Origin of the sequence: Planctopirus hydrillae (genome assembly GCF_001707835.1) — a bacterium.
GTDB lineage: Bacteria > Planctomycetota > Planctomycetia > Planctomycetales > Planctomycetaceae > Planctopirus > Planctopirus hydrillae.
This window is the reverse complement of record NZ_LYDR01000127.1, coordinates 130,521-156,946: the sequence shown is the minus strand read 5'-3', so window position 1 is coordinate 156,946 and position 26,426 is coordinate 130,521. Positions and strand designations below refer to the sequence as shown.

Genomic DNA, 26,426 nt, shown 5'->3' with positions numbered 1-26,426 from the left:
GATGGATGACGGATCCACATCAAATAGCGCAAGATATGCGTGAAGATTAACGGATTGCTCTCGATTATGGTAATCGGAGCAGCAGAATCCCGGAAAGGTGACCGCGTGATTTCTCAAGAACTGGCGATGGGTCTGGCACTGATCGGGATGAGCCTCTTCTTCCTGCAGCGGGCGGTCTGGATTGTGGCGGAAACCCGAAAGGGACAATGGCTGAAGAGTCGTCTGGGTGAAGATCGAGCCGTGATGACTGTCCGCCTGATTGCAATGAGCTTCGCACTGATCGGTGGTCTGCTGGCTGCCGGTGTGATCGAACCATGGCGCTGGGAGTAAACCGACAGAGTCAGAAGTACGCGATTCCACAAGGCCTGACGAAAAAGCCGCATTGCTGATTAATCGTTTAGGCGGGTTGCCTGATCAGCACGTGATAGCAGAGGGCAGCGTGCGCCATATGGTTCCGGGCGTGGATGATCTGCTGATCGCGGTCGTAGCGAATGCGGAATCGAGGATGACCAGTGCCAGATTCAACCCTTGGTTCCGATGGAGCTTTTCCAGAATACTGGCATGCAATCGCCGTCCGATTCCCAGTTGTTGCCAATGAGCCAATCGTGTCCGAGCGGTCTCGCAAGTGCAGCCCTTGCCTGCTGAGAGTTTGTGCCAACTGCAGCCAGTCGTGAGCACGAACCAGATGACTCAGAGGACATTTTCACGCGAGCTGGGATGTCGGCCGCCTCCCGAAAGGTTGATAACGAGCGTCCCGGCGGGGATTGCTTGGGCCGCATGTTCATGACAGACTCAGAAATCATATCCTGCAAAAGAGCATTCATGATCGACTCCAGAAGGAATAGAAGGTGGTGCTTTCACTTCCTGTAGCAAATGCCGTGCCATTTGTCGGGTGCTTTTGGTGCTTAGTTTTTTGTCGAGGTCTAAAACAGATTGCCCAGAGATCTTTTGACCCACCGCAGCAGTCTTTGCATCACCACACAACCTTCTTGTAGCCAATTAGCACTTTGCTTATCTGTTTCCTACTAAAATCTATAAGAACTTCTTGAAATTGCGGAGGACACTCATGTCTTTATTGTTGAGACTTCTAGATGCTCACCGAAAGGGGGCTACAACAAGCACAGAATTAGCGTTAGTGGTGGTAGATCGCTCTGAAGAAATAGATCTTAATGAATTGACGCTACTTCCAGAGGAGGTAATGGCTATCATAAGAAAGTGGATTCACGAGCGAGATTCAATTAATGACCGTGAATACTTTGATCCTTTCTCCGATGGTTTTATCAAGGCTTCGGGGTTTCAACACATACGTAGTTGGATTATTGACCACAAACTATAGCATGTGCCTACACTTCGTTTACTTCAGTTTGAGGTGGATGGTTGCGTAGCCAGGTAGGGTGCATGAAGTTCCGACGTAATGCACCTCTTCCCGCGATGAGATTCCCCCGCAGGGTCACTTAGAGCCTGGCAAATGCCGCATTGCTGATTAACCGTTTAGGCGGGTTGACTGATCAGCACGCAATAGCAGGCAGTGACGAGTGGCGGGTGGTTCCGGCGTGGATGATCTGCTGACCTCGGTCATAGCGAATGCGGAATCGAGATTGATGTTTAGTTTTTTGTCGGCCATTTAAGGCCGGTTCGGCCAGGAGACGCTCGTTGAGCAACGCTGGGGTGAGGCCTGTGATGAGAGCTGGACAGTTCTTTGGGCCATGGGAAGGGGTGGCTGCCATTTCACGCACTGATCGGCCGAATGCTGTGCAAAAGACCCTTTGCTGTCCGGGAATGCTAGAAACGAAAAACTCCCGGCAGCCACGTAAAGTCTGGTGCCGGGAGATGGATTTTTCAAATTGCAAGTTCAATAAGCCGTCAGTGGGTGAGCCTCCTCAAGGTCTGGTCTGACGCGCAATATGATGGGCCGCTTAGTTTCCATTTCCCGGATTGTTGGAATTGGCTGCTGCACTTTGCGGTTGAGGCAAACTGACGAGCACCCAGCGTTCCGTCTTGCCACGTCGATGAATGAGAACGGGAGCATCACCATCGGTCAGATTCTTAAGTCCCGCTTCCATATAGAAACCCTCGGAATCACCGACAGTCCATGCAGCCCGCTGTGTTTGTGGATCAACCATTCCATGAATCAGTTGAGTGTGGTCGGAAACGAGTTCTGTGTAGTTTCCTCGTAACACTCCCTGCTTGTTGATCGCCAGTTGCACAGTCAACTGAGGCTGCTGGTCTTCAGAAGGGACCAGAGCAAAGACGCCCAGCGGCAACCAGTCATCAGCAGGTGTCGTCGTAGCGTTTCGTCCATTGTTGGCCATTTGTGCTGCCTGCTGACTATATGCCGCAGCACTCCCCGCCACCTGTCCATTTACAACGACCATCTGGTTTTCATAATTAACATTGTCTCCGTATCCATAGGAAACGGCAGCGTTCGTTTGGTAGCCACAGTGCGCTGCCACTGCCGCGTGGCTGGCATTGGTATAGGCGGCATTGGCTGGCCAGTTCGACGCTGTCCATGCCGCCTGGTTGTCTCCATGCCATTCGGGGCTGTAAAGACTGGGATGATCGAAGGAATCCCTGACTGCTGCATAGCCTGCTGCTCCAGAGACCGCAGGCTGATTGTTCTTAGCCGCTGTAGCACCAACAGCCGCCCCTTGGGCACCAGACATTGTCGGCGGATTTTTATTGGCAGCAGCCGCACCAGCGGCAGCGCCCTCCGCTCCCGACACGGTCGGCTGATTTCGGCGCGAAACTGCAGCACCAGCCGCAGCATCCTCAGCACCACTCGGATTGGACGATTTATTCTTGTTCGCGGCTGCCGCAGCTCCCTGCGGCTTACTGCCAGATTTCTCTGCAGAAGAGCCTGATCCACCCGGGCGGCCCCCACCCGACCTATCTCCACCGCCGCCTTCCCCACCGCGTCCTCGCTGCTCTGCGGAAGCTGAAGTCATCGCGAATACCAGAGTCAATAACATCATCAGCAGAGTCGCTCGATGTCGCATCACGTGTCCTTAGAATCATTACCCGGTGATCAGAATGCCAGAAGCTCTCGTGGACGACCAAGGGTAAACATCGCTGAAGACTGATCGAATAGTCCCGTAGAAAATGACGGGGTTAAGATCCGAGAAGCGACGATTTACGAATCTTGAGCAACTTGAGTTTGTGACATCCAGACTAGAGCGATTTAACCTCGAGTTCGCAAGGAGCATTGAAAGAACTTTTGATGACGGTATTGGCTGATCATTAATGCCTGCTGGCATTCACCAGCTTATCGATAGGTGTGTTATTAATAGCCTGGTTATGAATGATCGTGTTGATAATGAGTGAAAAGAGAAAGCCAGTGGTCTCTCTGTCAGAGAAACCACTGGCTTCAGGTTGTCGCTCAGTCGGTAAGCGAAGAGAAAATCCATGAATTCTTAGAGATCATCGGCTGCTGGTGTCGTAGGTGCTGGGCGACTTCCACCGGGGCGACCCTGACCACGCTGACCTGGCTGCCCGGGAGCACCACCACGACCACCAAAACCGGGGTTTTCGGGGAACGTGAATGAAGCCCCCTTGAGCTCTTCGAGTTTTGTCTTCTGCTCGGCTGTGAGAACTTCCATCATTTTGGCCTGAGCTTCTGTGCGTTTCGTACGCATTTCTTCCATCATTTTGGTGCGTTCTTCGCGGCTCATATCGCGCATGCCTTCGATATTTGGGCGCGATGCGGTGCGAATTTCTTCGAGCTTGGTCTTCTGATCTGCAGTCAGTGCCAGCTTTTCAGCCACCGACGGAATCATGAGGGCTTCGACTCCAGCACGCTGAACCTGAAGTTGTTCGAGGCGGGTGAACTGCTCGGGTGTAAGGATCGACTTGACGGAATCCGTCATCTTTTTGGTCTGTTCAGTCATCGCCTTTTCGCGTTCTTCGCGGCTCATATCGCGAAGATTTCCCATACCTTCCCGCATCCCCTGCATCGTTTCACGGAATTTGGTCTTCTGGTCATCGGTAATCTTCAGTTCGGTCTGAACTTCGGGCATCATGAGCAGACCCATCGGGCCGCCACCCATTCCCCCACCCATGCCACCCTGAAAACCACCACGCTGACCACCGCCGGGAGGCTGTGCTGAAGCTGTGGAAATCCACAGACAGCTCACTGCAGCCACTGCTACGGCAACGCGGCCCGCTGACTTCAAAACTTGTTCAATCTTCAACATCACTCACTCCCCGAAAACCTGTGAAGAACCTGACTTGAAACCTGCTTTTTGACTGACGATTCACACAAATCATCAGAGGAACCAGCGCCATGCTTGTTGCGAGCCACATCTGCTGTGGACCAAGGCTCTCTTTGTCAAACACAGGTCGCACGTAGAAGTTCCGACGATCTCTCCGGCTTTTCGCGAATTCCTGGCTCTTCTTAATGGTCGGGCTCAGTTGCGGATGAAATCGCACGGAAAGCGACCGGCCCGTTCACAACCTATTGACGGGAATCGGAAGGTCGATATTATGTGACGGACGAGTCCGTTTAATAATTGTCCGTCAGTTTCCTCCCCGTCTGTGTGCCGATGAACTCACCCACCAGGCCCGGCCGCCCCGCAAATCCCAACTTGCGCAAACAGCGCGAAGAGGAGATTCTTCGCGCTGCGGCCAGGCTCTTCGCGGAAAAAGGATACGCACCGACCGATTTACAGGAACTTGCTCAGCGGTTGGGTGTCGGTAAGGGGACGGTCTACCGCTACTTCCCCACGAAGCAGGACCTCTTTCTCGCTACGGTGAAACATGAGATTACGAGATTCACAACGACACTCGAAAGCATGGTACCACGCGACGCTCCTCTCATTGAGCAGATGTCCCTCGTCATCGAAGCTTACCTGCAGTTCTTTCAGCAGAATCCGGATGTCGTCGAACTGATGGTGATTGAAAGATCACACTTCAAGCATCGACGACCCACTTACTTCGATCTCGAAGACGATCCTTCCTGTGCCCGCTGGGATGCACTTGTTTCAGCACTTATGGAACAAGGGATCATGCGCTCCATGCCTCTCGAAAAAGTTCGGCGGGTCGTGGGAGATCTCATCTATGGCACCATGTTTTCCAATTACATGGCAGGAAGAATCGCCAATCCCCAGGAGCAGGCTCTAGAAATTATGGATCTGCTCTACGGAGGCTTACTGACTGGCGAAGGATGGGAGGTCTGGAAGACTCACATGAACTCTCTCGGCTCAGTACGTCGCCTGAATGATCACGAACAATCTGCGAATTCAACGCCAGCCTCACATAGAAACTAAGTCTCATCATTACATTGCCACACTGTTTGGAAATCGACGTGACCGCGACTGCCCAGATCACCGATCCGAATCCTCCGCCCGCTACGATTCACCCGGCAACTCCCGCAAAGCCGGGATCGTCTCTGACCCGGGGCATCGTGATTGTCATAACGCTGGCTGTCGTCTCGCTGGTGGGATACTGGTTTTGGCAAGAAAAGTTTGTCTCGGGTAAGACGACAACGCCACGGGATTCTCAAGCGTCATTGGCGACTCAAGAACCCAGCCACAGTGAAGGGGAAGGCAATCACACGCTGGCTGCATCTTCAGAATCAAATTCGCAGGATTCACCTGATCTCGCCGCGAAGGCCAAACCAGCCGTGATTGTCACGACCAGCCCAGCCGAGGTGGCCAATGTGCAGCGCATTCTCAAAGCGGTGGGCACGCTCGAAGGATTTGAGGAAATCAGCCTCAGCCCGCAAGTTGGTGGGAGAATTCTGGCCATCCACAAAGAAGTGGGTGATCTCGTCGCACCAGGTGATCTCCTCATGGAGATTGATCCTCAGGATGCCCTGCTGACGGTCAAGGAATGCCAGAGTGCTTTGGATCTGGAACTTTCAAAACTGGGTTTGAAGGAACCGCCGGAGCAAAACTTTAACGTCGAGGCTGTCCCGGCCGTCCAGAAGGCCATGTTGCTGGAACTGAACTCTCTTCGCACTCTGGAGCGGGTGCGGCAACTCGCCTCGCAAAAAGTCACGACTCAGGACGACCTGGAACGAGCCGAAACAAATTACGAAGTGGCCAAGGTCGAGGCTCGCCAGCAACGATTACTGGCTGGAGAAACGATAGCCGCCATTCGCCAGAAAATCGCACTCTTAAAAACAGCGGAAAAGCGACTGCAAGATACGCGGGTGGTGGTCCCGACATTAACCTGCCTCGAAGGAAATCTCAAAGTTCCCTGTTCGCCACAATTGACGGTCGCCGAGCGTCACGCTTCGGAAGGTGAGAACGTCGTCGTGACTCAGATTTCACCTGTCTTTCTTCTGGTGATCGAACATCCTTTAAAGTTGAAGGTCTCACTTCCTGAACGAGTCATGGGGCAGGTCAAGACCGGGCAAAAAGTACGGGTCACCATTGAAGCCTACCCTGGTGAAGTCTTCACTGGCGAGGTGAAACGCGTGAACCCGACCATTCAAAGAAGTAGCCGGACGTTTGAAATTGAAGTGGCGATCCCCAATGAGGATCGCCGCCTGAAATCGGGTTCATTTGCAGTGGCCCAGATACTGACCGATCACCGTCCGACGGCTGTTGTGGTTCCTGAATCAGCGATTGTCAGGTTTGCCGGGGTCGTCAAGCTTTTCAAAGTGACTCCTCAGAACACAGTGCGGGAAGTTCTCGTCACTCTTGGCGAACGTATCGAGCAGACGATGAATGGCAAAAGCGTCCCCTACGTGGAAGTGACGGGTGAACTCCAGCCAGGTGAGACCGTTGTGACATCCGGTCAGTCACAACTGGTCGATGGAATCGCCATCAGACTGCGCGAGCCTGCACCAAATGCGGATTCTGAGGCCACTGCTGCTCCAGCGAAAGGAGCCCACCAGTGACCATCTGGGAACTTTGTATTCGCCGTCCGATCTTTACCACGATGCTGGTTTCCGCACCGGTCATTCTGGGGTTAGCCGCCTATCCCAGGTTGGGTGTCGAGCTGTTTCCGAATGTGGATGTCCCCATGGTCACGATCACCACCACGCTTCGCGGAGCGAGTGTGGAAGAGATGGAGACCGGGGTTACCAAGCCGATTGAAGAAATCGTCAACACGGTCGCCGGCATCGATGAGTTGAAGTCAACAACCAAAGAAGGCTCGTCTCAGGTCGTGATCGCCTTTGATCTCGATAAAAATGGCGATATTGCTGCTCAAGAAGTCGATGCCAAGGTTCGCACGATTCTGTCGCAATTGCCCGAAGGAACCGACGCGCCGATCATCGACAAATTCGCTGTCGATGCGACACCCGTGCTGACGGTCGCGATTTCTGGCAGACGCGATGAGCGAGAAATCACCGAAATTGCCCGCCGGCAGGTGAAGGAAATCCTGGAGACAGTGCCGGGAGTGGGCTCAGTCGCGATGGTGGGCAGCCGACAACGAGCAATCAATATCTGGATCGACCCTGATCGATTGCAGAAGTTCCCGAATCTGACGATTGAAGATGTGCGACTGGCTTTGCTACGCGAAAATCAGGAACAGCCGGGCGGGCGTGTTGATCGCGGCACAAGCGAAGTCGTCTTGAGAACCATGGCCCGTATGGCCACTCCCCAGGAGTTTGAGAGCCTGATTATCGCCAATCGCGGTGGTCAGCCTGTCCGCATCAGCGATGTCGGGCGTGTGGAAGACTCTATTGAAGAACCACGGGGGCTCAGTCGATTGTGGACGCGATCTGCCGATGGAAAAAATGTTTCTCAACCCGGCGATGCAGCCGTCAGCCTGATCATTCAGAAACAATCTGGCACGAACACCGTCAAAGTGGTGCATGAGATTAAAGAGAGAATCGCTGAACTGCAGGCCATTTTGCCCGCGGATATTCAGCTCAAGGTGATTCGTGATCAGTCCCGATTCATCGAAAACTCGATGCACGAAGTGCAGGTGCACCTGGTTCTGGCGGCGGTTCTTGTCAGCCTGACGATTTTGCTCTTTATGCGGGACTGGCGAACGACCTTGATTGCCGCACTCTCGATTCCGGCCTCGATGGTGGCGACATTTGCCTTCATGAATTTTATGGGCTTTACCGTCAACAACATCACGATGCTGGGGTTAATTCTTGCAGTCGGAATTGTGGTCGATGATGCGGTGGTCGTTCACGAGAACATTTTTCGCCATATGCAGGAGTATCAACTCTCAGCCATGGAGGCGGCTCGATCAGCCACCGCAGAGATTGCACTGGCTGTTGTTGCGACAACCATGTCGCTGCTGGTGATCTTTCTCCCGGTGATCTTTATGGGCGGGATCGTGGGGCGATTTTTCTCCAGCTTCGGTTATGTCGTGGGTTTCTCTATTCTGATGAGTATGCTCATTTCATTCACCATGACACCCATGCTCTGCTCCCGCTTTTTGAAGCTGGAAACCGGTCATCATGGAGAGGGAGGCTGGTTCTGGCAAAAGGTTGTGGCTGCTTACATAGCCATTCTCCGCTGGTCGATGAGACATCGCTGGGTGATTGTGGGGTCATCTCTTCTGGTGCTCTTTTCCACACCAGTCCTCTTTGTGGCGGTCGGGAAAGACTTTGTGCCCAAAGATGACCAGAGCGAGTTTGAAGTCTCAGTCAATCTTCCAGAAGACTATACGCTGCAGCGGGCTGATGAAGTGTTGACTGAACTCGACCTGCGCATTCGCCAGTTACCGGGAATCACTGATTCGTTCATCACAATTGGCGATACGACCGGGCGGATTACCAAAGGCCAGGGAGAGGTCAATAAGGCGACGATTTACTATCGAATACTCCCCATTGCCGAGCGAGATTTTTCTCAGTTCGATGTGATGAGTGATGCCCGAAAACTGCTCGTTCAATACCCGGATCTACGGGCCGCCGTGCAGGATGTGGCGGTCATTCAGGCAACCGGAATCCGGCAGGTGGCCATTGACTTGAATTTACGCGGCCCGGACATGGAGAAGCTGCAGGAATATTCCGATCGTATCATCGCCTGGATGAAAGAGCGTAAGCATTATGTCGATGTGGATACCAGTCTTTCATTTCGAAAGCCCGAACTGCGCGTGATTCCACTCAGAGAACGGGCTTCAGAACTGGGTGTCTCTGTGGCGGCAATCTCGACCACCGGGAACGTCCTCGTCGGTGGACTGCCTGTTTCCAAATACAAAGAAGCTGATCAGCAATACGATGTCTGGCTGAGAGCCGAGCGGGATCATCGCTCCAGTGCTGCGGAAATTGGGCGATTGACAGTCCCTTCCACCAAGACATCGACCGGTGTTGTCGAACTGGCGAACGTCGCCCGGTTTGAAGATGCCTTTGGCCCCAGCACGATTGAACGATTTTCCCGCCAGCGGCAAGTCATCGTTATGGCGAACCTTGAAGGTTTTGCCCTGGGAAAAGCTGTGGATGAATTGACGGCATTCGTGAAATCAATGGATCTCCCCGCCGATTATCGCTGGGAGTTTATTGGTCAGGCGCGTGATATGAGCGACGCGATGGGATACTTCTTTATTGCATTTATCCTCTCAATTATCTTTATGTATATGATTCTGGCAGCTCAATTCGAAAGCTTTATCCACCCGATTACAATTTTGCTATCACTGCCGCTCACAATCCCGTTTGCGATTCTTTCATTAATACTGTTAGGGACAAACCTGGATATCTACGCGATGTTTGGTTTGTTCATGCTCTTTGGGATTGTCAAGAAAAACGGGATTCTCCAGGTGGACTATACCAATGTGCTCAGAGCACAGGGTATGCCGCGCGATGAAGCGATCATTGAGGCGAATCGAACGCGGCTGCGTCCGATCATGATGACCACCGTGATGTTAGTCGCCGCGATGATTCCGATGGCTCTGGGGGAAGGTCCGGGAGCGGCCGCTCGAGCCGGGATGGCGAAAGTCATTCTGGGAGGTCAGGCTTTGTCACTCCTGTTGACGTTGCTGCTAACCCCTGTCGCCTATTCGATCTGGGATGATCTGGCCATTCTTTCGGCGCGGTGGCGGCCGTTGGGATCCCGCCAGCGATCGAAAACGCCCGAACTCGTCAGTGATCCAGCGGAAAAACTTGGCACCTCATTGCCTGCCTGACCTGCTGAAGCCAGGAAACCGTGCTGAATTGTGACCATTATGAATCAAGCATCGCCAAACGCCGTAGGTGTGGTGCCGATGTCGATAATGCTGCAGGCGATGATGACATTCAGCCCCAGGGCGGTGGCTTTCTCGTAGAGTTCGTCACTTTCACTCCCGGGATTGAGCCATAACTCCTGAGGCTTGAGCCGGGCGATTTCGTCAATCATCGAAAGCCCGACAACTGGCGGGACGTACATCGAAACTCGATCGACAGGCCCGGGTAACTCACTCAGCTTCGAATACACCTTCAGACCCTCAATCTCGCCACCTTTAGGATTGACGGGAAATACCTGAAAACCCTGTGCCAGATGTGCGCGGAGTGACTTGTTGCCATACTTCGTGCGGTCGGCACTCGCTCCAATAATGGCAACAGTCGGCTGGGGGTTGGTCATGCAGAAACTCTTTCTCAGTAACAATGCTTGCTGCCAGCGATCAGGCGGTGCGCAGGTCGGGAATTCTCAACATTTTGGGAATGGGGATCTTGAGTCCGACGACTGAGCCATACTCCTGTTCGAGTTGTCGGAAATTGAAATTCAGGAAGTGGCAAAGTTCTTTCGGGGGATTGAGCTTCAGATACTGATCGACAAACTCACCCATCTGACGGTCATATTCATTCTGACTATGGCTGTGCACGTGATAACGACCACTTAACCGGCGGATGTCTCCATTAAAATCCGCACTGATGTGATACAGTTCGTGGCAGATTGTGATCAGTTTCTCGCGGAACGTCTGCTCCTGAAAACGGGGCAGATAGAACGTGAGAATGTACAGGATTTCCTGCTCACCCGCGAAGAGACGGCGAATCGTCCAGTTGTGTCGCCCACGTCGAGTGACGAGATTGCCATTTTCAAACCGCATGGGTGTGAGCTTGGCCTGCAGACCATAAGGCACACTTCGCCTGGCCTGGGCAAAACCAATGGCCACCTGGTCCATATCGATATGCCGAAACTCTGGCAGGCGGATTGTGAGGTCGTCACAAAGTCGCCTGATGGCTTGGCAGAAATCGAAAGAAGCACCCTTCACGACGAGATTCCTTTCTCGCACAATCTTTCGTGCTGGAACTCACCACTCATTCCTCGCAGTAAACTCCGCCACGAGTTGAGAAGCAAGCACCCATCTGCAAACTTCTTGTGGATCCTGAGGAAGTGTGACTCACTGCCTCAGGATCCACTGAGGGGAAAATCTTTTGTTCTACAGGCTGGCAAAGCGAGCCACTTCTTGAGGTGTGAATTTCCGCGACAATCGTGCCCCCAGTTGCGAGACCACTCGACCAGCCGCCTGCGAAGCCAGATGGCCGGCCTGCCGATACGAAAGACCGTTGGTCAATCCATACAGGATGCCCGCCGCATACATATCGCCGGCCCCAGTCGTATCAATCGGGCGAACGGGAGTCGCTTCAATAGGAATCACCTGATTGTCCCGCAAAATCAGTGAGCCATCACCACCCAGTGTGAGTGCCACATCAGCCGCCAGATGATGCAGTTGCTGGGCACAATCGACGGGCTCGGTCTTCCCAGTGAGACTGCGCGCTTCTTCGAGATTGCAGAACAGGAGGTCCACAGGGCCTGCGATCAACTTGAGAAACTCATCTCGAAAGAGATGAATCAAAAACGGATCGGAAACCGTGAATGCCACTTTCACCTGATGTTTTTTCGCCAGTTCAATCGCTCGATAAGCGGCTGCTCGTGTACTTTCCCCCGTGAACAGATACCCCTCGACATAGACGTATTGCGATGCCGCAATCTGTTCTTCACTCAGGTCTTCGGGCCCGAGTGTGGCCGAAATTCCCAGGTGAGTGAGCATCGTCCGCTGGGCATCTTCTGTAATCAGAATGACCGACGTCCCCGAAACACCCGTGCCAAGCGGTGTGTCGACAGTGACTCCCAAGGCCTGCATGTCACTGAGCCAGAAGCGTCCGATCTCATCATCAGCCAGCTTGCCCGCATAAGCCGCAGTCCCACCAAAATCGGCAATCCCGGCAATCGTGTTCGAGGCAGAACCGCCCGCGCAGCGATTCACCGGATGACCTTCCAGACTGGCGAGGACATGGCCTTGCTTATCGGAGTCAACCAGAGTCATCACCCCTTTGGTAAAGCCGATTTTTTCCAGCAGTTCATCCGAGATTCGGGCCTGGATATCTGTGATCGCATTGCCCACACCGTAAACATCAAATTTCATGCGTTCAGCCTGCCTGCATCCGCCGACTCGCAATGTCGAGTCAGCGATAGGTTGTTACAGATTCCCCAGAGGAATCCCGTCGGGGAAAGCGTAGCGGATTCCTCACTGTGACTGAACTCTCCGACAGAGAAAACTGCTGTGCAAAATTCTGGTCATAATCGTTAAAGGCGGAATGATCTGGAAGAGTCGAACACCTCAAATCTCTGAAAGCGGGAGCCTTGTTCGTTATTGCCCGCCTTTTGCAAGGTATGTTTTGATAATGACTAGTTATGGTCATTTTGTGCAGGTACGGCCTGCTGACAAACCCGGAGTTGGAGTTCCCACGTGATTACGGCCTCAGCCCCCGAAGCCGCCCCGCCCGATGAAGATCAGACACGGGAAGTCTCGATTGATGACCTGATTGTCGGCCGGCCACTGGTATTCCCCGTCAACGATACACGCGGACGGTTACTTCTCGCAGCCGGGCAGGAACTGACCGGATCTGCCAAGCGTCGTCTGAAAAGCCTGGGTGTACATCGTGTCTGTGCCCATGCTGCGGATTCCATGATTCAAAATCTGAATCAGGTCGAACTCCGTTCTGCTTCGAGCCTGGCCAGCCACGATGAAATTTCCGCCAAGCTGGATCATGTCGTTGAACAGGGTCTCTTTCAGATCCAGAACAGCGGACCTGCAGTTCGTGATCGAGTGCGTCAGCATGGGGCGACATCCTTTGATCGAGAACTTCAAAAAGATGTTTCGGAGCTGCGCAGCGAAACGCAGGCCGAACTCTCGAATCTCGTTAAAGAAGCCTTGCAGGGCCGCAATGATACGGGTGGTGCTGTCGCTCAGATGGCCGCTCAATTTCTGGCTCAATCGACCGAAGATACCGATTGCGTGCTCTCAGTAGTGCTGGAAGCTGCCAAGAAGCCCGATCTTGCCGACCATGCACTGAAAATGGCTGTACTGGCCATGGCGATTGGTATTGAGATGGGACTGGATGAAGATAACAGCCGCCGACTTTGCGTCACGGGTCTGGTTTGCGATTGGGGCATGTACAAACTCCCCGACGAACTGCTCAACGCCGATCGCATCCTGAGTGTCGGTGATCATCTGCAAATCCAGAAACATTCTCAGTACACAGCAGAAATTCTGGACCGCACGACAGGATTGCCCAGCCAGACAGCCGTCATCGCTTACCAGGTTCACGAGCGGCCGAACGGTCGTGGTTATCCTAAGCAGCGCACCAGCGAACGAATCAACATCTGCTCTCGAATTTTAAATGTCGCCGACACCTACACGGCACTCACCTCACCCCGCGCCTGGCGACCGGCATTAACACCGTATGCAGCGATGGAAACCATCCTGAGGATGGCTCGAACTCGCGATGTCGATCCCGATGTGACACGCTCTCTGCTCAAGGTCATGTCGCTCTTTCCGATCGGGAGTCTGGTGGCACTCAATGATGGGAGCGTTGCGCAGGTGATTCGCCGGAATGGGAATCAATATGACCGGCCGATTATCGAAGTCGTACAGACTGCCGACGGGTCGCCTGTCCCGTTGGAAAGCCGGGTCGCCGTCGACTTAATGGTCAGTCCACTCGAAGTCGTTCAGGCGATCGCAACACCGGGCTCAGAGGAAGAAACGTGGTGTGAGCCCTATGTGTTGATTCAACGGTCACTGCGTTAAATCGAACTTCTCACGAGCGTCCAGACATTCTGCCAACTCTTCAGTAAGGCAGCGCCTACTTGGGGATGGATTCTTCAGTCGCAGAGACTGGCAGAATCGCCCCAGGTTCGCGGATCGCTCCTGATGGCGGCGAGCTATCCTGATTCTGCGCAGGTAAGCCAGTGCCGTTTTGCGATTCCCGGGCAAGTTGATGCTCGACCGGCAAACGGGCCACCACAACTCCCATATCCGGGTCTTTGCCGAGAAAACGACCGCAGGCCACAACGCAAACTTGCTCACAGGCGACTGGCAGGTACTCACGATCCAGATACCTGGGGTACGAAGTGCAGAGATAGGTCAGCCCTGAGAGTTGTTCAAGTGAGAAACGGGAAGTGATCGATCGCTGATTGTCATCGATCGAAGCCCCACCAGCCGCTGATTCAATGCTGCTCGACAGGGATCGAGGTTGAACAGGTACAGGATCGATCCGTCGGATAAAGCGACCAGTTCGTCGATAGTACTGGTATTCAAAATTGTGGTGAACCTCGCCCAGGCTGACGAGTTCCGCCCCTTCGGGCAGTTCTTTAAGCAACTTCTCGACTGCCAGATCGATACGCGAACTCCGGCGTGTGTAATCGTCGACCACAGCCGTCACAAATGTTCCACCCACGAACAATCCCAGCGCAGCAAGACCTTGAATACACCGCGCTTCGGTGGTTGTCGAGCGGCACACCCACATGGTTCTGCCCAGTAGTGCCGCAGCCATCATCAGGAAAATGCCATACACAGGTGGGACCGACAGATTTCCTAAAGGGAACGAGAGCGCCGTCGCCACCGTCAATACAGCCATCACGCCACCAGCAATCCACGCGAGGATGGCAAAGGTACCGATAAACCTGGAGAGCGGCAGAATTGGTGCAGGATTGATGCTGAAATTTCCCTGTCGATTCGATGACGCAGAGGCTAAGGATGGCTCAACGGCTTTTGAGGCTTTGACCCACTGATAGAGCGTCTCGATCGTCACGCCAATCAGCACTGCTGCCAAGGGGTAGACAGACATTAAAAAGCGTGTGCGAGTGCCGGTAATCAGCCAGACTGTCGGAAACGATGTGACCAGAGCTAACCCGGCAAACAGCATCGCCTGATGGTAAGGCGCCATGCGTTGACGCCATGGTTTCGAGCACAGATTGATCAGCAACAGCGACCAGGGAGCCCAGCAACCGACCACCAGAGAGATCGGGAATTCCGTCAGATGTTTTAGGTAGGTAAAAATTGTTCGATCACCACCATAAAGAACCACATCACCTGTAAAGACATGGCGAAGCCCAGGAACACCTAATTGCAGATAAAAGGGTACGAGCCACATCGAAATCAGGCTGGCACATAGAGCAATGCCAGATACGTGGGCCCAGGAGAGTGCGAATCGGGCACGGCCATTGATCAACAGATACAGCCCGATCGTCGCTGCGAAGTAGACAGGAGCTTGCGGGCCTTTGGTCATAATGGCACCAGTCAGCAGCAGGTAAGCCACAGGCCAGATGATCCATGCCGACCATTGTTTCTGCCAGCCAGTATGCCAGAAGAGCAGAGCCGATGAGAGAAACAACGTGAAAGGAAGATCTGTCTCTCCCGTACGGCCCAGTTCCATAACTTGAATCATGGTGACATAAGCCAGCCCAGTCGCGAAGGCACCGACGCGCGATAACGATTGCCGGGCATACCCGTATAAAATGATCGAAAGCAATGCGACCGCGAGCAGGCATGGCAGCCGAATTGATGTGATGTCTTCGGAACCTCTTAGGGCCATACTGCCGGCGATCATCCAGTTATGAACGGGCGGGCGGCTGCTCATAAAATAGGGCGTGCCCTGCATGCGGGGAACAACCCAGTCGCCCGAAGTCTGCATATTGATCGCCACCAGCGCGCGGCGGGTTTCTTCACCACGAAGCGGGGGATACTCAATGCGACTGAAGTAGACGATCCCGACGATCGCCAGCAGCAGATACAGCGGCCATTCCCTTAGCCAATCAGGAAAGCGACGCATCTGACTGGTTTGACCACCAGCAGGAGAGCATTGACCGGTGAGGTTCATTCCGTTGATACCTGCAAAAGCACCTGCGGGCCATCATCAAAGACATGACCAGTCAGGAGAAAATCCGTGCCCGAGAAATCGATTCCAGCAGCGGGCTCAATAGCAGAACATGCAGGCGAAGGTCAATCCCAACTCGATTCCACAGAGTACGTTAGGGCAAACGGGGGAAGTGACTGTTGCTGACAAAGTCCAGGCTGTCTCGCTCAGACGTCGGGTGGCTTTCAGGCAATGGCGGATCGACGGCAGGCGGATGCGGATCAGCAAGTGCTCTTTCAAAAGTGAAGAGATAACCGGCATGCCGACCATCTCGATTCGAATGCACCAGAGGGTAGGTCCGGGATTGCGAATAGACTGTCGATGGAAAGGCTTTTGCTAACTCAAGCTGAATCTCGGGAGAGAGTTCATGGATCGGCTGATGGCTGAAGAAGAGCACTTTTTCGCTGGTGGTAATGACGGAACGCAACTGCTGCCTGCGTTTGGCCTCTTCGAGCAGGCGGTTGGCTCTGAACTTGGCTCCTTGCTCAGAACAGAGTTGATGCTCTGCATAAGCCACATGATGATCATCAGCGGCACAACGGATTGATTGCGTGAGGGGAGTCTGCATGTAGATTGAGGCCAAAGTTTCTCTCATCGAAGTATCGTTGGGATCTTTCGCCGGCTTCTGAATGAAATAAATCCCTTGTCCGACAACAAAACCCAGGCCGATCACGGCCACCAGCAGGCGGCAAAGTCGTCTCCCTGAAATTGTCTTTCTCGGGAATAGAGCGATCACACCCCAGGCGACCAGCAGGCAAATCATCGGGGCCAGGTGCTGGGCAATCCGGGCTGATCCCCCATACGGATACTTCTGAAGTGCAGCGGCCAGTGCTGTCAGTAGAAACGGCGAAACAAGCAGAAGAAGAATCTGCCGTTGGCGAAATGCCAGCAGCACGATTCCGAGCACCAGAAAGATCGTGGTTGCAGCACTCCCACCATGCTCTGCACCCACAGGATACGCGACCATGCTCCCTGTGTGAGCTTCAGCCAGCCAGCGCAGAATCTCTTGAGCAGAGAAACTTCGGGGCATCGCATCCTGCCAGAAGACCTTGAGGTTCATGACCTGGTTGCCATGCTCATAAGCCGACTTTCCGAAGCAGTTCCACATGAAAAGCGTACTGAGTACCAGGGGGATTCCAACCAGAAAACCGCCGATCAGAGCCCTTTGAAGGCGAAGAGCACGGGATTCAAATTGATAAGGCAGAATACGCGTAATGGTAGATCGATCATTGACGGGAATCTGCAAGAGCAAGCCTGCCGGAAGTCTTGGAAGTGGTGGCGACAATTGCCAGAAGAAGCGTCCTGCGATCATTCCACCGGCGACAAAAACGCCCGGGAATGAGATCCATGGTGTAGCGACACACAAGAGCAGAAAGAGACCAAACCAGAGCCAGGCATGGTTGCCTTTGTTCTGACGATGAATCAAGGTCCGCTTGGCCGACGAATCAGCAAGTGACCGGGCGGCACAACCGAGAAGCAGTACTGAAAGACAGAGATCGATGGAATAAGGCTTGAGCTCGCTGGCGAGGCGGACGGGAAAAATGCTGACAGCCAGAAGAACGGTCGCGACCCAGCAGACTTCCCGTTTGGCTAATGGACGGATCGCCCACGGGAAAAAAGCCAGTGCCGCCACCCCCATGATGATTGCGGGAGCACGCAATGAAACTTCCGACGCACCCCAGGTGGCCACATTCAGCCATGTCCCCAGCAGGAATCCACTGGGAGCGATCTGGCCATATTCGAGTGGCGAAAAGAGAGTTTTGAAATCACGGGAAAGGATTGAAGTCGCCAGATACGCTTCATCGCACCAGAGAGGGCGAACCATGGCAAAACGAAGAAATCGCAGCGAGATCCCGATCAAGACCGTCGCCAGGAGCCAGTAAGCCAGTCGTTGTCTGGTGAGTGTCACCAGCCACTGGATCAGCGGATTTTGGCGGCGGCTAGCGACTGGCTGAGGTCCGAAAGCATGGTTCAAACGATCGGTGAAAGGAGCGATTGCTGTGTTCGTCTCCAGTGATCGGCACAGTCTTTCTTGACGCGCACTCAGTCTCTGTCGCCGTGCATCCTGGCCTTTCCGAGGTGCATCCTGCTCTCGAATCGATGACACGATTCCCACCATTCCCTGGTTGCCACCATTCTCTGGTTGGAGGAAGAGATATCGTCCAACACCTTCAAGAATGTTTTTGACATGACGATCTGACATTCCGGATTCATGGATGGAAAACGAAGATTTTCCACTGCATATCCAGCCCGAATCCTGCGGAATGACATTCCCGTTTTAAGGAATATGAGAAGTTGAGAAAAGGTGAAACCGGCCATTCCTGCCGATGTTGTCCAGAGAATTTCAAAAAAACTTGCGAAAACGTCAGCTTCGCTCCGCCACAGCTTCAGTGAGTTCCTGAAAGGTCGATGACGACTTTGCCAAAATGATGGCCCGATGCCAGCCACTCAAAGGCTTGGGGGGATTGATCGTAAGAAAACACACGGTCAATCACCGGATGCAGTTGGTGCGACTCCAGGAATTGATTCATTTCTTTAAACATTTCCTGGCTGCCGACATAGATCCCATTCAATCGAATGTTACGGGCCACGAGTGGAAAGAGACTGCCGGTGGGTGGCCCAAATCCCGTGAGCACTCCGATTAACGCAATATGTCCTCCAGCGGTCACAGACTGCATCGAGCGATCAAACGTTCCCGGCCCACCCACTTCGACAACATGATTCACGCCCCGGTGAGCCGTCAGCTCATGAACCATTTTTTGCCATTCTGCATGTGAGCGATAGTTGATGGTGTGAGTTGCTCCCAGTTCCACAGCACGTGCCAGTTTCTCATCACTGCTGGAAGTGATCAGAACTTGTGCACCCGCTGCCGCAGCGAACTGCAACGCAAAGACAGAAACCCCTCCCGTCCCCAGGCACAGGACTGTTTGTCCAGCCGAGAGCCCACCCCGCACAAATAGCGCATGGTAGGCCGTTAATGCGGCACAAGGTAACGTTGAGGCTTCCAGATCCGAGAGGTACCCGGGAGTGGCCACGAGAGCCGTTTCGTCCAGCGTCACGAAGCTTCCGAGCATCCCATCCACAGTGCCACCCAGATCATGCTGGTGGTAAGACATCTGGAAAGGACCTGCCTCCCAGGTCGCAAAGAAACTCCCCATCACACGGTCGCCCACTTTCCAGCGTGTGACACCTTCGCCCACTTCTGCCACAACACCTGCACCATCCGAACAGGGAATGCGGCCACCCACCTGCCGGCGAGCCAGGTTGTGCAATGCGATATGATCCCGATAGTTCAAAGAGACGGCTTTGACAGCCACTCGCACCTGATGTATACCCAGTCTTGCCACCGGTCGACGCTTACGCTCGAGGCGATACTTGTCTGCCGTGGGTGCATATTCAAAAACATCGATGTCATGCATGGTCGATCGCTCAATTGATCAAAGTGGGCAGCAAAACCTGTTTCAAGGCATTCCAGTCAGAATTATCTTCTCAGTATTTATTTTCTCTATATTTATCTTCTCAATGCGCTGGCATACTGGATGGGTAACACATTCATGGGGCGCTCGACACCCAGTTCTCGGGCAGCCACATAAGGCCAGTGGGGATTTGCCAATGAAGCTCTTGCCAGCATGATGAAATCAGCCTGGCCCTTGGCAATGATCCCTTCCGCCTGATGAGCTTCGGTAATCATCCAGCCCACAGCCACAGGAATCTCAGCAGCTCGACGAATCTTTTCAGCAGTCGGCACCAGAAAGCCCGGCCCCCACGGAACATGAGAAATATCTGGTGTCACAAACCCATGACTGACATCAAGCAGGTCGAGTCCTCGCCTCTTCAATACGGCGGCGAGTTCGATCGATTCATCCACAGTCACACCACCATCCACCCAGTCAGTGACAGAAAGTCTCGCAATCAAAGGAAGATGTTCAGGCCATACGGCACGAACGGCATCAAGTGTTTCTACGAGAAAGCGGGCCCGGTTTTCCCACGAACCACCATATTGATCCGTCCGATGATTGGAGAGTGGTGACCAGAATTCATGAGCCAGATAACCATGGGCAAAATGAAGCTCGAGAAGTTGATAACCAGCCTCGATCGCTCTTTTGGCCGCAGCGACGAAATGTCTCTGTACCTGATGAATTTCCTCGATCGACAGCGCCTGAGGAACTTTTGTCAGATTGTCTCCGAAGGCTTCTGCGGATGGGGCGATCACATCCCACCCACCTTGATCATTCGCAAGATGTCCACCACCTTGCCAGGGAAGATCAGCACTGGCTTTTCGTCCTGCATGGGCAATCTGTATGCCGGCAACAGCACCATGCGCTTTGATAAATCGATTGATACGAGCCAGCGGTTCAATTTGCGAATCTGTCCATAAGCCGGCATCACCCGGCGAAATTCGGCCCTCAGGTGAAACCGCCGTCGCCTCAGCCACAATCAGACCGGCACCACCCACCGCCCGTGCACCCAGATGCACCAGATGCCAGTCATCTGCATGTCCATCATGAGATGAGTACTGACACATAGGCGAGACCGCAATCCGATTGCGGAAACTGACATCCTTGAGTTGATAAGGGCTGAATAACTGACTCATGAGAAAAGAACCTCTCCTGCCGGGACGCTGTAATTTCTCTGATGATCATGTGAAATCATGCTGAGAAACCATAGTCAAAATGCATTGATCATTGGGTTTCTGATTTCGAGCTTGCTGGTAGTACCCTGTCGGAAAGCGAGTCTTACAAGCCGTACTGCCAGGCTGAACTCAGCTTGTTGTTCGATTGTCTGGCGATGCTCCCCGCCCATTGTGTGTTCTTCTATTTGCCTTGCGAGAGTCATGGCAAAACATCACACGGGATTTGACTTTCCAGAGACCGTGTTGATGTAGGTGTTTCTCCTCGTGGGCTCGATTTTTCCGAGAATCTGGACGGAAATATCGTGCTGAATTGGCAGGATGTATCTCGCATCCATAAATGATCTCCGATACGCTGGAGTGGTGATTGCCATTGCAAACGACATTGCCAATTCGAGACAGCTCATGAAGTCGGTATTCACTTTCAATCCCGCTCTCCTTTCATTCGTGATGACGATTGTGTTGAGTTTCGAAACTCAGGGATCGATTCAAGCCGCCGATGCCATCGAAAGTTTTATTGCACAGCACTGCATTCGATGTCATGGCCCACAGAAGGAAGAGGGAGATATACGGATCGATCAGCTCTCTCGGGATTTTAAAGCAGGGCTGGATTCGCACCACTGGGCAGAAGCTCTGGATAAGGTGAATACCGGCGAAATGCCCCCCAAAGAGGAGCCTCAGCCGACTCAGGCCGAGATTGCAGCCTTCATCACCGCTCTTGATGGACGACTGAAAGAAGGTCGAGCTTCACGCATGGCTGCCCGGGCCGCTGTCACGCATTACCGGTTGAGTCGCAAAGAGTACCAGAACACGGTCTACGATCTTTTGGGCGTCCGCTATGATCCAGCGAAGCCGCAAGAACTTAACGAAGATACGTTATGGCACGGTTTCGAGAGGATCGGATCAGAACTGACTCTTTCACCTTCGCATATCGACCGCTATTACAAGGCGGCAGGAACGGTTCTTGATCGTGCATTTCCTGCGACCACAGTCGAAGCACGAAAAGTTCGCAAAACGGCTGTCGATCTTCGATATCGCGGCGGGAAAGAGCAGCAGGCAGCGATGGATCGACTGGGCATCCAAAGGCCGCTGCGATATCTGCTTTTCCCGGGACGTGTCGAAAATGCACTCTCGCCGAACTGGTTTGGAAAAACAGGCCCAGAACACAGTGGTTTGTATCGCTTACGCCTGCAGGCCAGTGGCATCAGGCCGCCAGGGGGGCAACCCGCTCATTTGAGCATTGGCAAGGCCACTGGGGAAGAAACCGTTGATGGCCTCATCGAATTCGATCTGACGGCTTCTGAAGACAGCCCGCAGGTCTTCGAGTTTGAAGTCTTTCTGGAGATGCCCATCAGTCTGGATTTTTGCGTGGTGGCGACTGATGTGATTGATCGCCGAGCCGGTGCTGCATTCCGCAATGCACTGGCCAGCCCCTCCTATATGTTTACCCACAGTAGCGAGACCCGGCTGTTAAACCCCAACGCTCCCCAGATGTTCGATGGTCAAGGAAATGGTCTGTTTTCGACCGTATTGCTCGACTGGATCGAGTGGGAAGGGCCGCTGGTTACCGAAGCCGAAAAATCGCGTCGCAACAATCTCATACCACCCGATGGTGCCTCTCCGCAGGTTGTCGCCGAATATCTGCAGCGCTTTGCCGAAAAAGCCTGGCGGCGACCAGTCAAACCGGAAGAACTCGAACAGTATCTTCAATCATACTTGGAAGAACTGGCTGCTGGAGAAAAGACATTTGAAGCCTATCGAGTCGCTTTGCAAGGAATATTGACATCACGGCATTTTATTTACCTTGTCGAGGGATCTCCCACGCCTAGAGAACAGCTCACTCATGCCGAGCTCGCTTCGCGACTCTCCTATTTTCTCTGGAGCTCAATGCCCGACGAGGAGTTATTGACAGCCGCTCGAAATGATCAGCTACAGGGAGAGGTTTTAGGCAAAGAGGTCGATCGTCTCCTGGCAGATAGTAAAGCCAACCGTTTTGTTGATGACTTCACTCGCCAATGGCTGCAATTACATAAGTTAGGAATGTTTCCACCCGACAAAAAACTCTATAAGAACTATGACGACTGGCTGGAAGAAAGTATGCGGGCCGAGCCAGTGGAATACTTCCGTGAGATGTTCTCCAAAAATCTCCCGATTGACGAGTTAATTCAATCAGACTGGACCATGGCGAATGCCAGGCTTTGTGATTTTTACGGATTGCCAGAGCCCAGAGAGGGAGGCTTTCAACGTGTTACACTCCAACCGGAAGATCATCGCGGCGGCCTGCTGACGATGGGGGCAATTCTTAGTTTGACATCTGATGGAACCCGCCATCGTCCCGTGCATCGAGGTGTGTGGTTAAGTGAAGCGATTTTTGCCAGAACACCCCCTCCACCACCAGCCAATGTGAGTGCCATTGAGCCCAGTCCTCCAGAGAGTCCCAAAGCGACATTGCGTCAGAAGATCGAAGCGCATCGCAACCATGCCAGTTGTGCAGCTTGTCACGCCAAGATCGATCCACTGGGTCTGGCCTGGGATAACTACGACGCGATTGGACAATGGCGTACCCGTGAAAGAGTTGAGAAGGGGGTCGGTGAAGATCCACAGATTGATCCTTCTGGCGTTCTCCCTGATGGTCGATCTTTCGCCGATGCTGTCGAGTTCCGCAAGTTGCTGCTGGAAGATCGAGATAAAGTCGCCAAAGCCTTTATTGAGCATCTTTGTACATATGCCCTTCGCAGGGTTTTGACCGTCGATGATCAGGACGATTTAAAGGCGATTGAAATCGAAGCGAAGAAAAGTGATTACCGCGTAAAAGACATCATTCGAGCCGTCGCTCTTTCTGGAATGATGCGAAAGCGGTAGGTCGCCCTTTGTTGAATCGCATTTATAGATAAATGCTGCAGTTTCTGAGTATAGAAAAATATCCGCTAAAGGTGATCTCTCGATGAGCAACTTTCTTTCGCAATCCTGGTTGATCGACCGGCGGCATGCACTTCGTGCGCTCGGGACCTGCATCTCGCTGCCGTTTTTGGAGTGTATGGTTCCCTTGAAAGCTGCCGAAGGAGCGACAGCCACACCCAGGCGAAGTGCATTTATTTATCTTGCCAATGGGGTGCATTCACTGAACTATCAGATTACGACGCCTGGGAAGGATTATCAGTTTTCACGCTCGCTGAAACCTCTTGAGAAACATCGAGAGGTGATCACTCCGATCAGTGGTCTGCATCATCCCGGGGCTCTGAGTCATCATCACAATTGTATTTCCGTCTGGCTGACGGGAGGCAAGCTGGGGCCTTCGGATCGCAATACGATTTCAGTGGATCAGAAGATCGCTGAGATCACCGCACCTCATACGCGTTATCCATCCATGGAAGTGGCTTTAACCGGTGAGTCACTCGGATGGACGGCTGACGGAGTCCGCTTGCCTTCCATGCGGCGCTGCAGCGAGATTTTCGCTTCTCTGTTTGCCGAACCCAAGGGTGGAACAGCCACTCAGCGCAGAGCTTTACGACGCAAAGCGAGTGTCCTGGATGCCAATCTGATGGAGGTGCGACAGTTGGAGCAGGCCATGGGAGCTGCTGATAAAGGCCGTCTCGACCAGTATTTGACCTCGGTACGCGAAGCCGAAATCCGCACGAAGAGGGCAGATGCCTGGCTGGATACACCTTTACCAGCACTTTCTGAAGAAGATCGCAAACGCACCAACCGCGATGTCGCGGCCACAATGGCCGGTGATTACTTCCGCACTGTCTACGATCTGATGGTGCTGGCTTTTCAGACGGATGTCACCCGCGTGGCAACATTCAGCCTGGGAGGTGAAGGGGATGCCTTTTCGATTCCTGAAATTGGTATTACCGAATCGCGGCATCAACTCAGTCATCACGGTGGTGATGCGGGCTACATGGAAAAACTGACCAAGTACGATACCTTTGCGATCGAACAATTCAGTTACTTCCTGACAAGGTTGGCAGAGACGAAAGATCTCAACGGCAAACCACTCCTGGGGACGACAATGGCCCTCTTTGGAAGTGGAATGTCGTATGGACATAGCCATGGAAATGCCAATTTACCGCTGGTGCTGGCGGGTGGTTCAGATCTGGGGCTCAAACATGGCAGCCATCTCGACTTTAATCAGGGACATTTCAGTGGGTATCGACTCGATAAACCCGGCGAGCACTATTCGCTCTGCAGCCGTCCCGCGAATCCAAATGCTCATATGAGCAATCTGTTGCTGCTGATGGCTCAGCGGATGGGGGTCGAAACAGATAAGTTTGGCGACAGCAATCAAGTCATTGCTCTCTAGCTGCTGATCTCCAGGTCGTGACTTCGAGAATGAACTCACGCTAATTACGACTATTTGCCAATAAAGATCTCTCGATGATAAATACCCCATCCGATCGATTGAGCTCAAAAGTTATCAGTCAAAGTCTGGCATTCTGGCTGATGATTTTTGGCCTGGGTCTCAATTGTGTTTTTACTGAGTCCCTTATTGGAGAAGAACCATTTCGACCCGAAGTCGGCAAGTTCCCGCCGTTGGAAAAGGCCTATAAATACCGGGGAGAACTGGTGTTTGTCGATCATCCCAACCGCCGGGGAAGTATTCGTGTGCAGGCGTCGGGCATGTTTTTTCGCAACGATCCTCACCCGGTGGCGATGCTGCCTTATGCAGAAATTCGCTATCACAATGCCCCTGCGGACTTGAGAAATATACCGCTGGGAACGGTCCTGCACGTCTATGCGTTTTTGCCTCCCGACCCGAAAACGTCGGCAGTTCCTGTATTGCCTGTGAATAATAAAGCGATTGACGGAAATCATAATCGTGGAGCGGGAATCGCTCCGGCTGAGAATCATGTGCTGCTGCTCGAAGATGAAGTGAGCCATTGCCTTCGCGAAGGCAAAATCTGGAAGCTCAAAGAAATTGAGATGCAGAATCACGAAGGGATGATCGTCGCGACTTGCGAACCGAAGTCCAGCCAGGAAGCAGCGCAGAATTCCGAAACTCAAATTCCAGAGGAGAAGTTGACCTTCGACGGGGCGACCCGGATCTGGCGTGGCAAAGAACGTCTGGAAGTGGCCGATCTGATTGCCGCAGGCGTATGGCCTGCGAGTGGCAAGAAATCGCTGGCAGGCATGGCCGTGCAGTTAGGTATCACCTGGAAACCCACGCCCGATGGGATCTTTACCAGGTTTCATATTTCGGACATCTGGCTCGATGAAGCCTCAATTCAGCACGCGGCCCGTCATCAGGCGGAGGTTCATAAAGCATTCATTCGCACACGCTGGATGCCGGCCTATGTCGATGCCGTGGAGTATGGAAAATTCGGCCGGGCGACAGTGACTGCCACACTCTTTGGAGGAATGGACCCCGCGTTGTATGCCGATTTTCAGAAGGGAACCAGCGCCATGATGAATGCCGCAGAGAATACCCTCAAGCATGCGGGCGGTTCTTATGGCCCGGCTCACATGGCCTCGCGTGGAACCATTCTGGAAGTTAACACATCGCCCCATCCGCCAGTCGGCAGTAGTGGCATTCAGATTCGTTTTGAAACGGATCTGATTATTGAAGGCATCAGGCCGGGACGCGTTGTGCGTGTTCGGCCCGGCAACTGGCCACTGGTCGATATTCCGCGCGAAGAGTATCTGGGAGATGGTTCGCTCAATCACGAAGATCGCTTCCCGACACCAGCGATCTTTCCAAAGTATTAGTCGATCAAAGAAAAGTTGCTGCAGGTTTTGTTCGCGCTTTGGATCTTTGTGTGATACGCTCTCTAGATATTT

General features: G+C 53.2%; 18 protein-coding genes. 9 read left to right on the top strand and 9 right to left on the bottom strand.

What is annotated here, in order from left to right:
- Positions 1-39: 39 nt before the first annotated feature.
- Both A6X21_RS15715 and A6X21_RS15705 read left to right on the top strand, forming a co-directional pair.
- Entirely contained in the window at positions 40-330 is a 291-nt protein-coding gene (locus A6X21_RS15715; RefSeq protein ID WP_131818374.1) for a hypothetical protein, read from the top strand.
- 736 nt (positions 331-1,066) lie between these two features.
- Entirely contained in the window at positions 1,067-1,336 is a 270-nt protein-coding gene (locus A6X21_RS15705) for a hypothetical protein (protein WP_068849506.1), read from the top strand.
- A 580-nt stretch (positions 1,337-1,916) separates the two neighbouring features.
- On the opposite strand, the gene A6X21_RS15695 is transcribed toward A6X21_RS15705, so the two are convergent.
- Together A6X21_RS15695 and A6X21_RS15690 are read right to left on the bottom strand one after the other, a co-directional pair.
- Complete coding sequence (locus tag A6X21_RS15695; RefSeq protein WP_068849502.1) at positions 1,917-2,996, bottom strand: hypothetical protein; 1,080 nt, start codon at positions 2,994-2,996, stop codon at positions 1,917-1,919.
- A gap of 414 nt (positions 2,997-3,410) precedes the next feature.
- Complete coding sequence (locus A6X21_RS15690) at positions 3,411-4,190, bottom strand: Spy/CpxP family protein refolding chaperone (RefSeq protein WP_068849500.1); 780 nt, start codon at positions 4,188-4,190, stop codon at positions 3,411-3,413.
- Between the two features lie 315 nt (positions 4,191-4,505).
- Here A6X21_RS15690 and A6X21_RS15680 point away from each other — a divergent pair, with 315 nt between their 5' ends.
- Genes A6X21_RS15680 through A6X21_RS15670 form a run of 3 tightly spaced genes read left to right on the top strand, consistent with a single transcriptional unit; the run spans position 4,506 to position 10,026 of the window.
- Positions 4,506-5,261, top strand: a complete 756-nt coding sequence (locus tag A6X21_RS15680; protein WP_131818373.1) for a TetR/AcrR family transcriptional regulator — start codon at positions 4,506-4,508, stop codon at positions 5,259-5,261.
- Positions 5,262-5,299: 38 nt separating this feature from the next.
- On the top strand, positions 5,300-6,841 hold the full coding sequence (locus A6X21_RS15675; RefSeq protein WP_068849494.1) for an efflux RND transporter periplasmic adaptor subunit: 1,542 nt from the start codon (positions 5,300-5,302) through the stop codon (positions 6,839-6,841).
- Positions 6,838-10,026 (top strand): efflux RND transporter permease subunit, encoded by a 3,189-nt coding sequence (locus tag A6X21_RS15670; protein WP_068849492.1) that lies wholly within the window; start codon positions 6,838-6,840, stop codon positions 10,024-10,026. The genes A6X21_RS15675 and A6X21_RS15670 overlap by 4 nt, the downstream gene beginning before the upstream one ends.
- A gap of 44 nt (positions 10,027-10,070) precedes the next feature.
- Here the strand turns inward: A6X21_RS15670 and A6X21_RS15665 are convergent, their stop codons facing one another.
- The 3 genes from A6X21_RS15665 to A6X21_RS15655 form a co-directional block, all read right to left on the bottom strand.
- The gene (locus A6X21_RS15665; protein WP_068849490.1) at positions 10,071-10,460 is read right to left on the bottom strand and encodes a CoA-binding protein; all 390 of its coding nucleotides are present in this window, start codon (positions 10,458-10,460) and stop codon (positions 10,071-10,073) included.
- A gap of 40 nt (positions 10,461-10,500) precedes the next feature.
- Positions 10,501-11,091, bottom strand: a complete 591-nt coding sequence (locus A6X21_RS15660; RefSeq protein WP_068849592.1) for a putative metallopeptidase — start codon at positions 11,089-11,091, stop codon at positions 10,501-10,503.
- A 168-nt stretch (positions 11,092-11,259) separates the two neighbouring features.
- Entirely contained in the window at positions 11,260-12,246 is a 987-nt protein-coding gene (locus A6X21_RS15655; protein WP_068849488.1) for an adenosine kinase, read from the bottom strand.
- 324 nt (positions 12,247-12,570) lie between these two features.
- Between A6X21_RS15655 and A6X21_RS15650 the strand changes: the two genes are divergently transcribed.
- The gene (locus tag A6X21_RS15650) at positions 12,571-13,911 is read left to right on the top strand and encodes an HD-GYP domain-containing protein (protein ID WP_068849486.1); all 1,341 of its coding nucleotides are present in this window, start codon (positions 12,571-12,573) and stop codon (positions 13,909-13,911) included.
- Between the two features lie 55 nt (positions 13,912-13,966).
- On the opposite strand, the gene A6X21_RS15645 is transcribed toward A6X21_RS15650, so the two are convergent.
- From A6X21_RS15645 to A6X21_RS15630, 4 genes are all read right to left on the bottom strand, one after another.
- A complete protein-coding gene (locus tag A6X21_RS15645) occupies positions 13,967-15,982 on the bottom strand; it encodes an ArnT family glycosyltransferase (RefSeq protein ID WP_068849484.1) in 2,016 nt (671 codons plus the stop codon).
- 151 nt (positions 15,983-16,133) lie between these two features.
- Positions 16,134-18,221: a hypothetical protein gene (locus tag A6X21_RS15640; protein WP_068849482.1), complete on the bottom strand. Its 2,088-nt coding sequence runs from the start codon at positions 18,219-18,221 to the stop codon at positions 16,134-16,136.
- A 184-nt stretch (positions 18,222-18,405) separates the two neighbouring features.
- Positions 18,406-19,437, bottom strand: coding sequence for a zinc-dependent alcohol dehydrogenase family protein (locus A6X21_RS15635; RefSeq protein ID WP_083233648.1), 1,032 nt, complete (start codon positions 19,435-19,437; stop codon positions 18,406-18,408).
- Between the two features lie 92 nt (positions 19,438-19,529).
- Positions 19,530-20,612, bottom strand: coding sequence for an NADH:flavin oxidoreductase/NADH oxidase (locus tag A6X21_RS15630; RefSeq protein ID WP_068849479.1), 1,083 nt, complete (start codon positions 20,610-20,612; stop codon positions 19,530-19,532).
- A gap of 441 nt (positions 20,613-21,053) precedes the next feature.
- On the opposite strand from A6X21_RS15630, the gene A6X21_RS15625 reads away from it, so the two are divergent.
- The 3 genes from A6X21_RS15625 (at position 21,054) to A6X21_RS15615 (ending at position 26,354) form a co-directional block, all read left to right on the top strand.
- The gene (locus A6X21_RS15625; protein ID WP_068849588.1) at positions 21,054-23,510 is read left to right on the top strand and encodes a DUF1592 domain-containing protein; all 2,457 of its coding nucleotides are present in this window, start codon (positions 21,054-21,056) and stop codon (positions 23,508-23,510) included.
- An 82-nt stretch (positions 23,511-23,592) separates the two neighbouring features.
- The gene (locus tag A6X21_RS15620) at positions 23,593-24,951 is read left to right on the top strand and encodes a DUF1552 domain-containing protein (RefSeq protein ID WP_068849477.1); all 1,359 of its coding nucleotides are present in this window, start codon (positions 23,593-23,595) and stop codon (positions 24,949-24,951) included.
- 74 nt (positions 24,952-25,025) lie between these two features.
- Positions 25,026-26,354, top strand: a complete 1,329-nt coding sequence (locus A6X21_RS15615; protein ID WP_240490289.1) for a hypothetical protein — start codon at positions 25,026-25,028, stop codon at positions 26,352-26,354.
- Positions 26,355-26,426 lie beyond the last annotated feature (72 nt).

Excerpts from the sequence above, each read along its gene's own strand:
- A6X21_RS15705 (WP_068849506.1), top strand. The coding sequence starts at position 1,067 with ATGTCTTTATTGTTGAGACTTCTAGATGCTCACCGAAAGGGGGCTACA.
- A6X21_RS15695 (WP_068849502.1), bottom strand. The coding sequence starts at position 2,996 with ATGCGACATCGAGCGACTCTGCTGATGATGTTATTGACTCTGGTATTC.
- A6X21_RS15690 (WP_068849500.1), bottom strand. The coding sequence starts at position 4,190 with ATGTTGAAGATTGAACAAGTTTTGAAGTCAGCGGGCCGCGTTGCCGTA.
- A6X21_RS15665 (WP_068849490.1), bottom strand. The coding sequence starts at position 10,460 with ATGACCAACCCCCAGCCGACTGTTGCCATTATTGGAGCGAGTGCCGAC.
- A6X21_RS15655 (WP_068849488.1), bottom strand. The coding sequence starts at position 12,246 with ATGAAATTTGATGTTTACGGTGTGGGCAATGCGATCACAGATATCCAG.
- A6X21_RS15645 (WP_068849484.1), bottom strand. The coding sequence starts at position 15,982 with ATGAACCTCACCGGTCAATGCTCTCCTGCTGGTGGTCAAACCAGTCAG.
- A6X21_RS15640 (WP_068849482.1), bottom strand. The coding sequence starts at position 18,221 with ATGTCAGATCGTCATGTCAAAAACATTCTTGAAGGTGTTGGACGATAT.
- A6X21_RS15635 (WP_083233648.1), bottom strand. The coding sequence starts at position 19,437 with ATGCATGACATCGATGTTTTTGAATATGCACCCACGGCAGACAAGTAT.
- A6X21_RS15630 (WP_068849479.1), bottom strand. The coding sequence starts at position 20,612 with ATGAGTCAGTTATTCAGCCCTTATCAACTCAAGGATGTCAGTTTCCGC.
- A6X21_RS15625 (WP_068849588.1), top strand. The coding sequence starts at position 21,054 with ATGAAGTCGGTATTCACTTTCAATCCCGCTCTCCTTTCATTCGTGATG.
- A6X21_RS15620 (WP_068849477.1), top strand. The coding sequence starts at position 23,593 with ATGAGCAACTTTCTTTCGCAATCCTGGTTGATCGACCGGCGGCATGCA.
- A6X21_RS15615 (WP_240490289.1), top strand. The coding sequence starts at position 25,026 with ATGATAAATACCCCATCCGATCGATTGAGCTCAAAAGTTATCAGTCAA.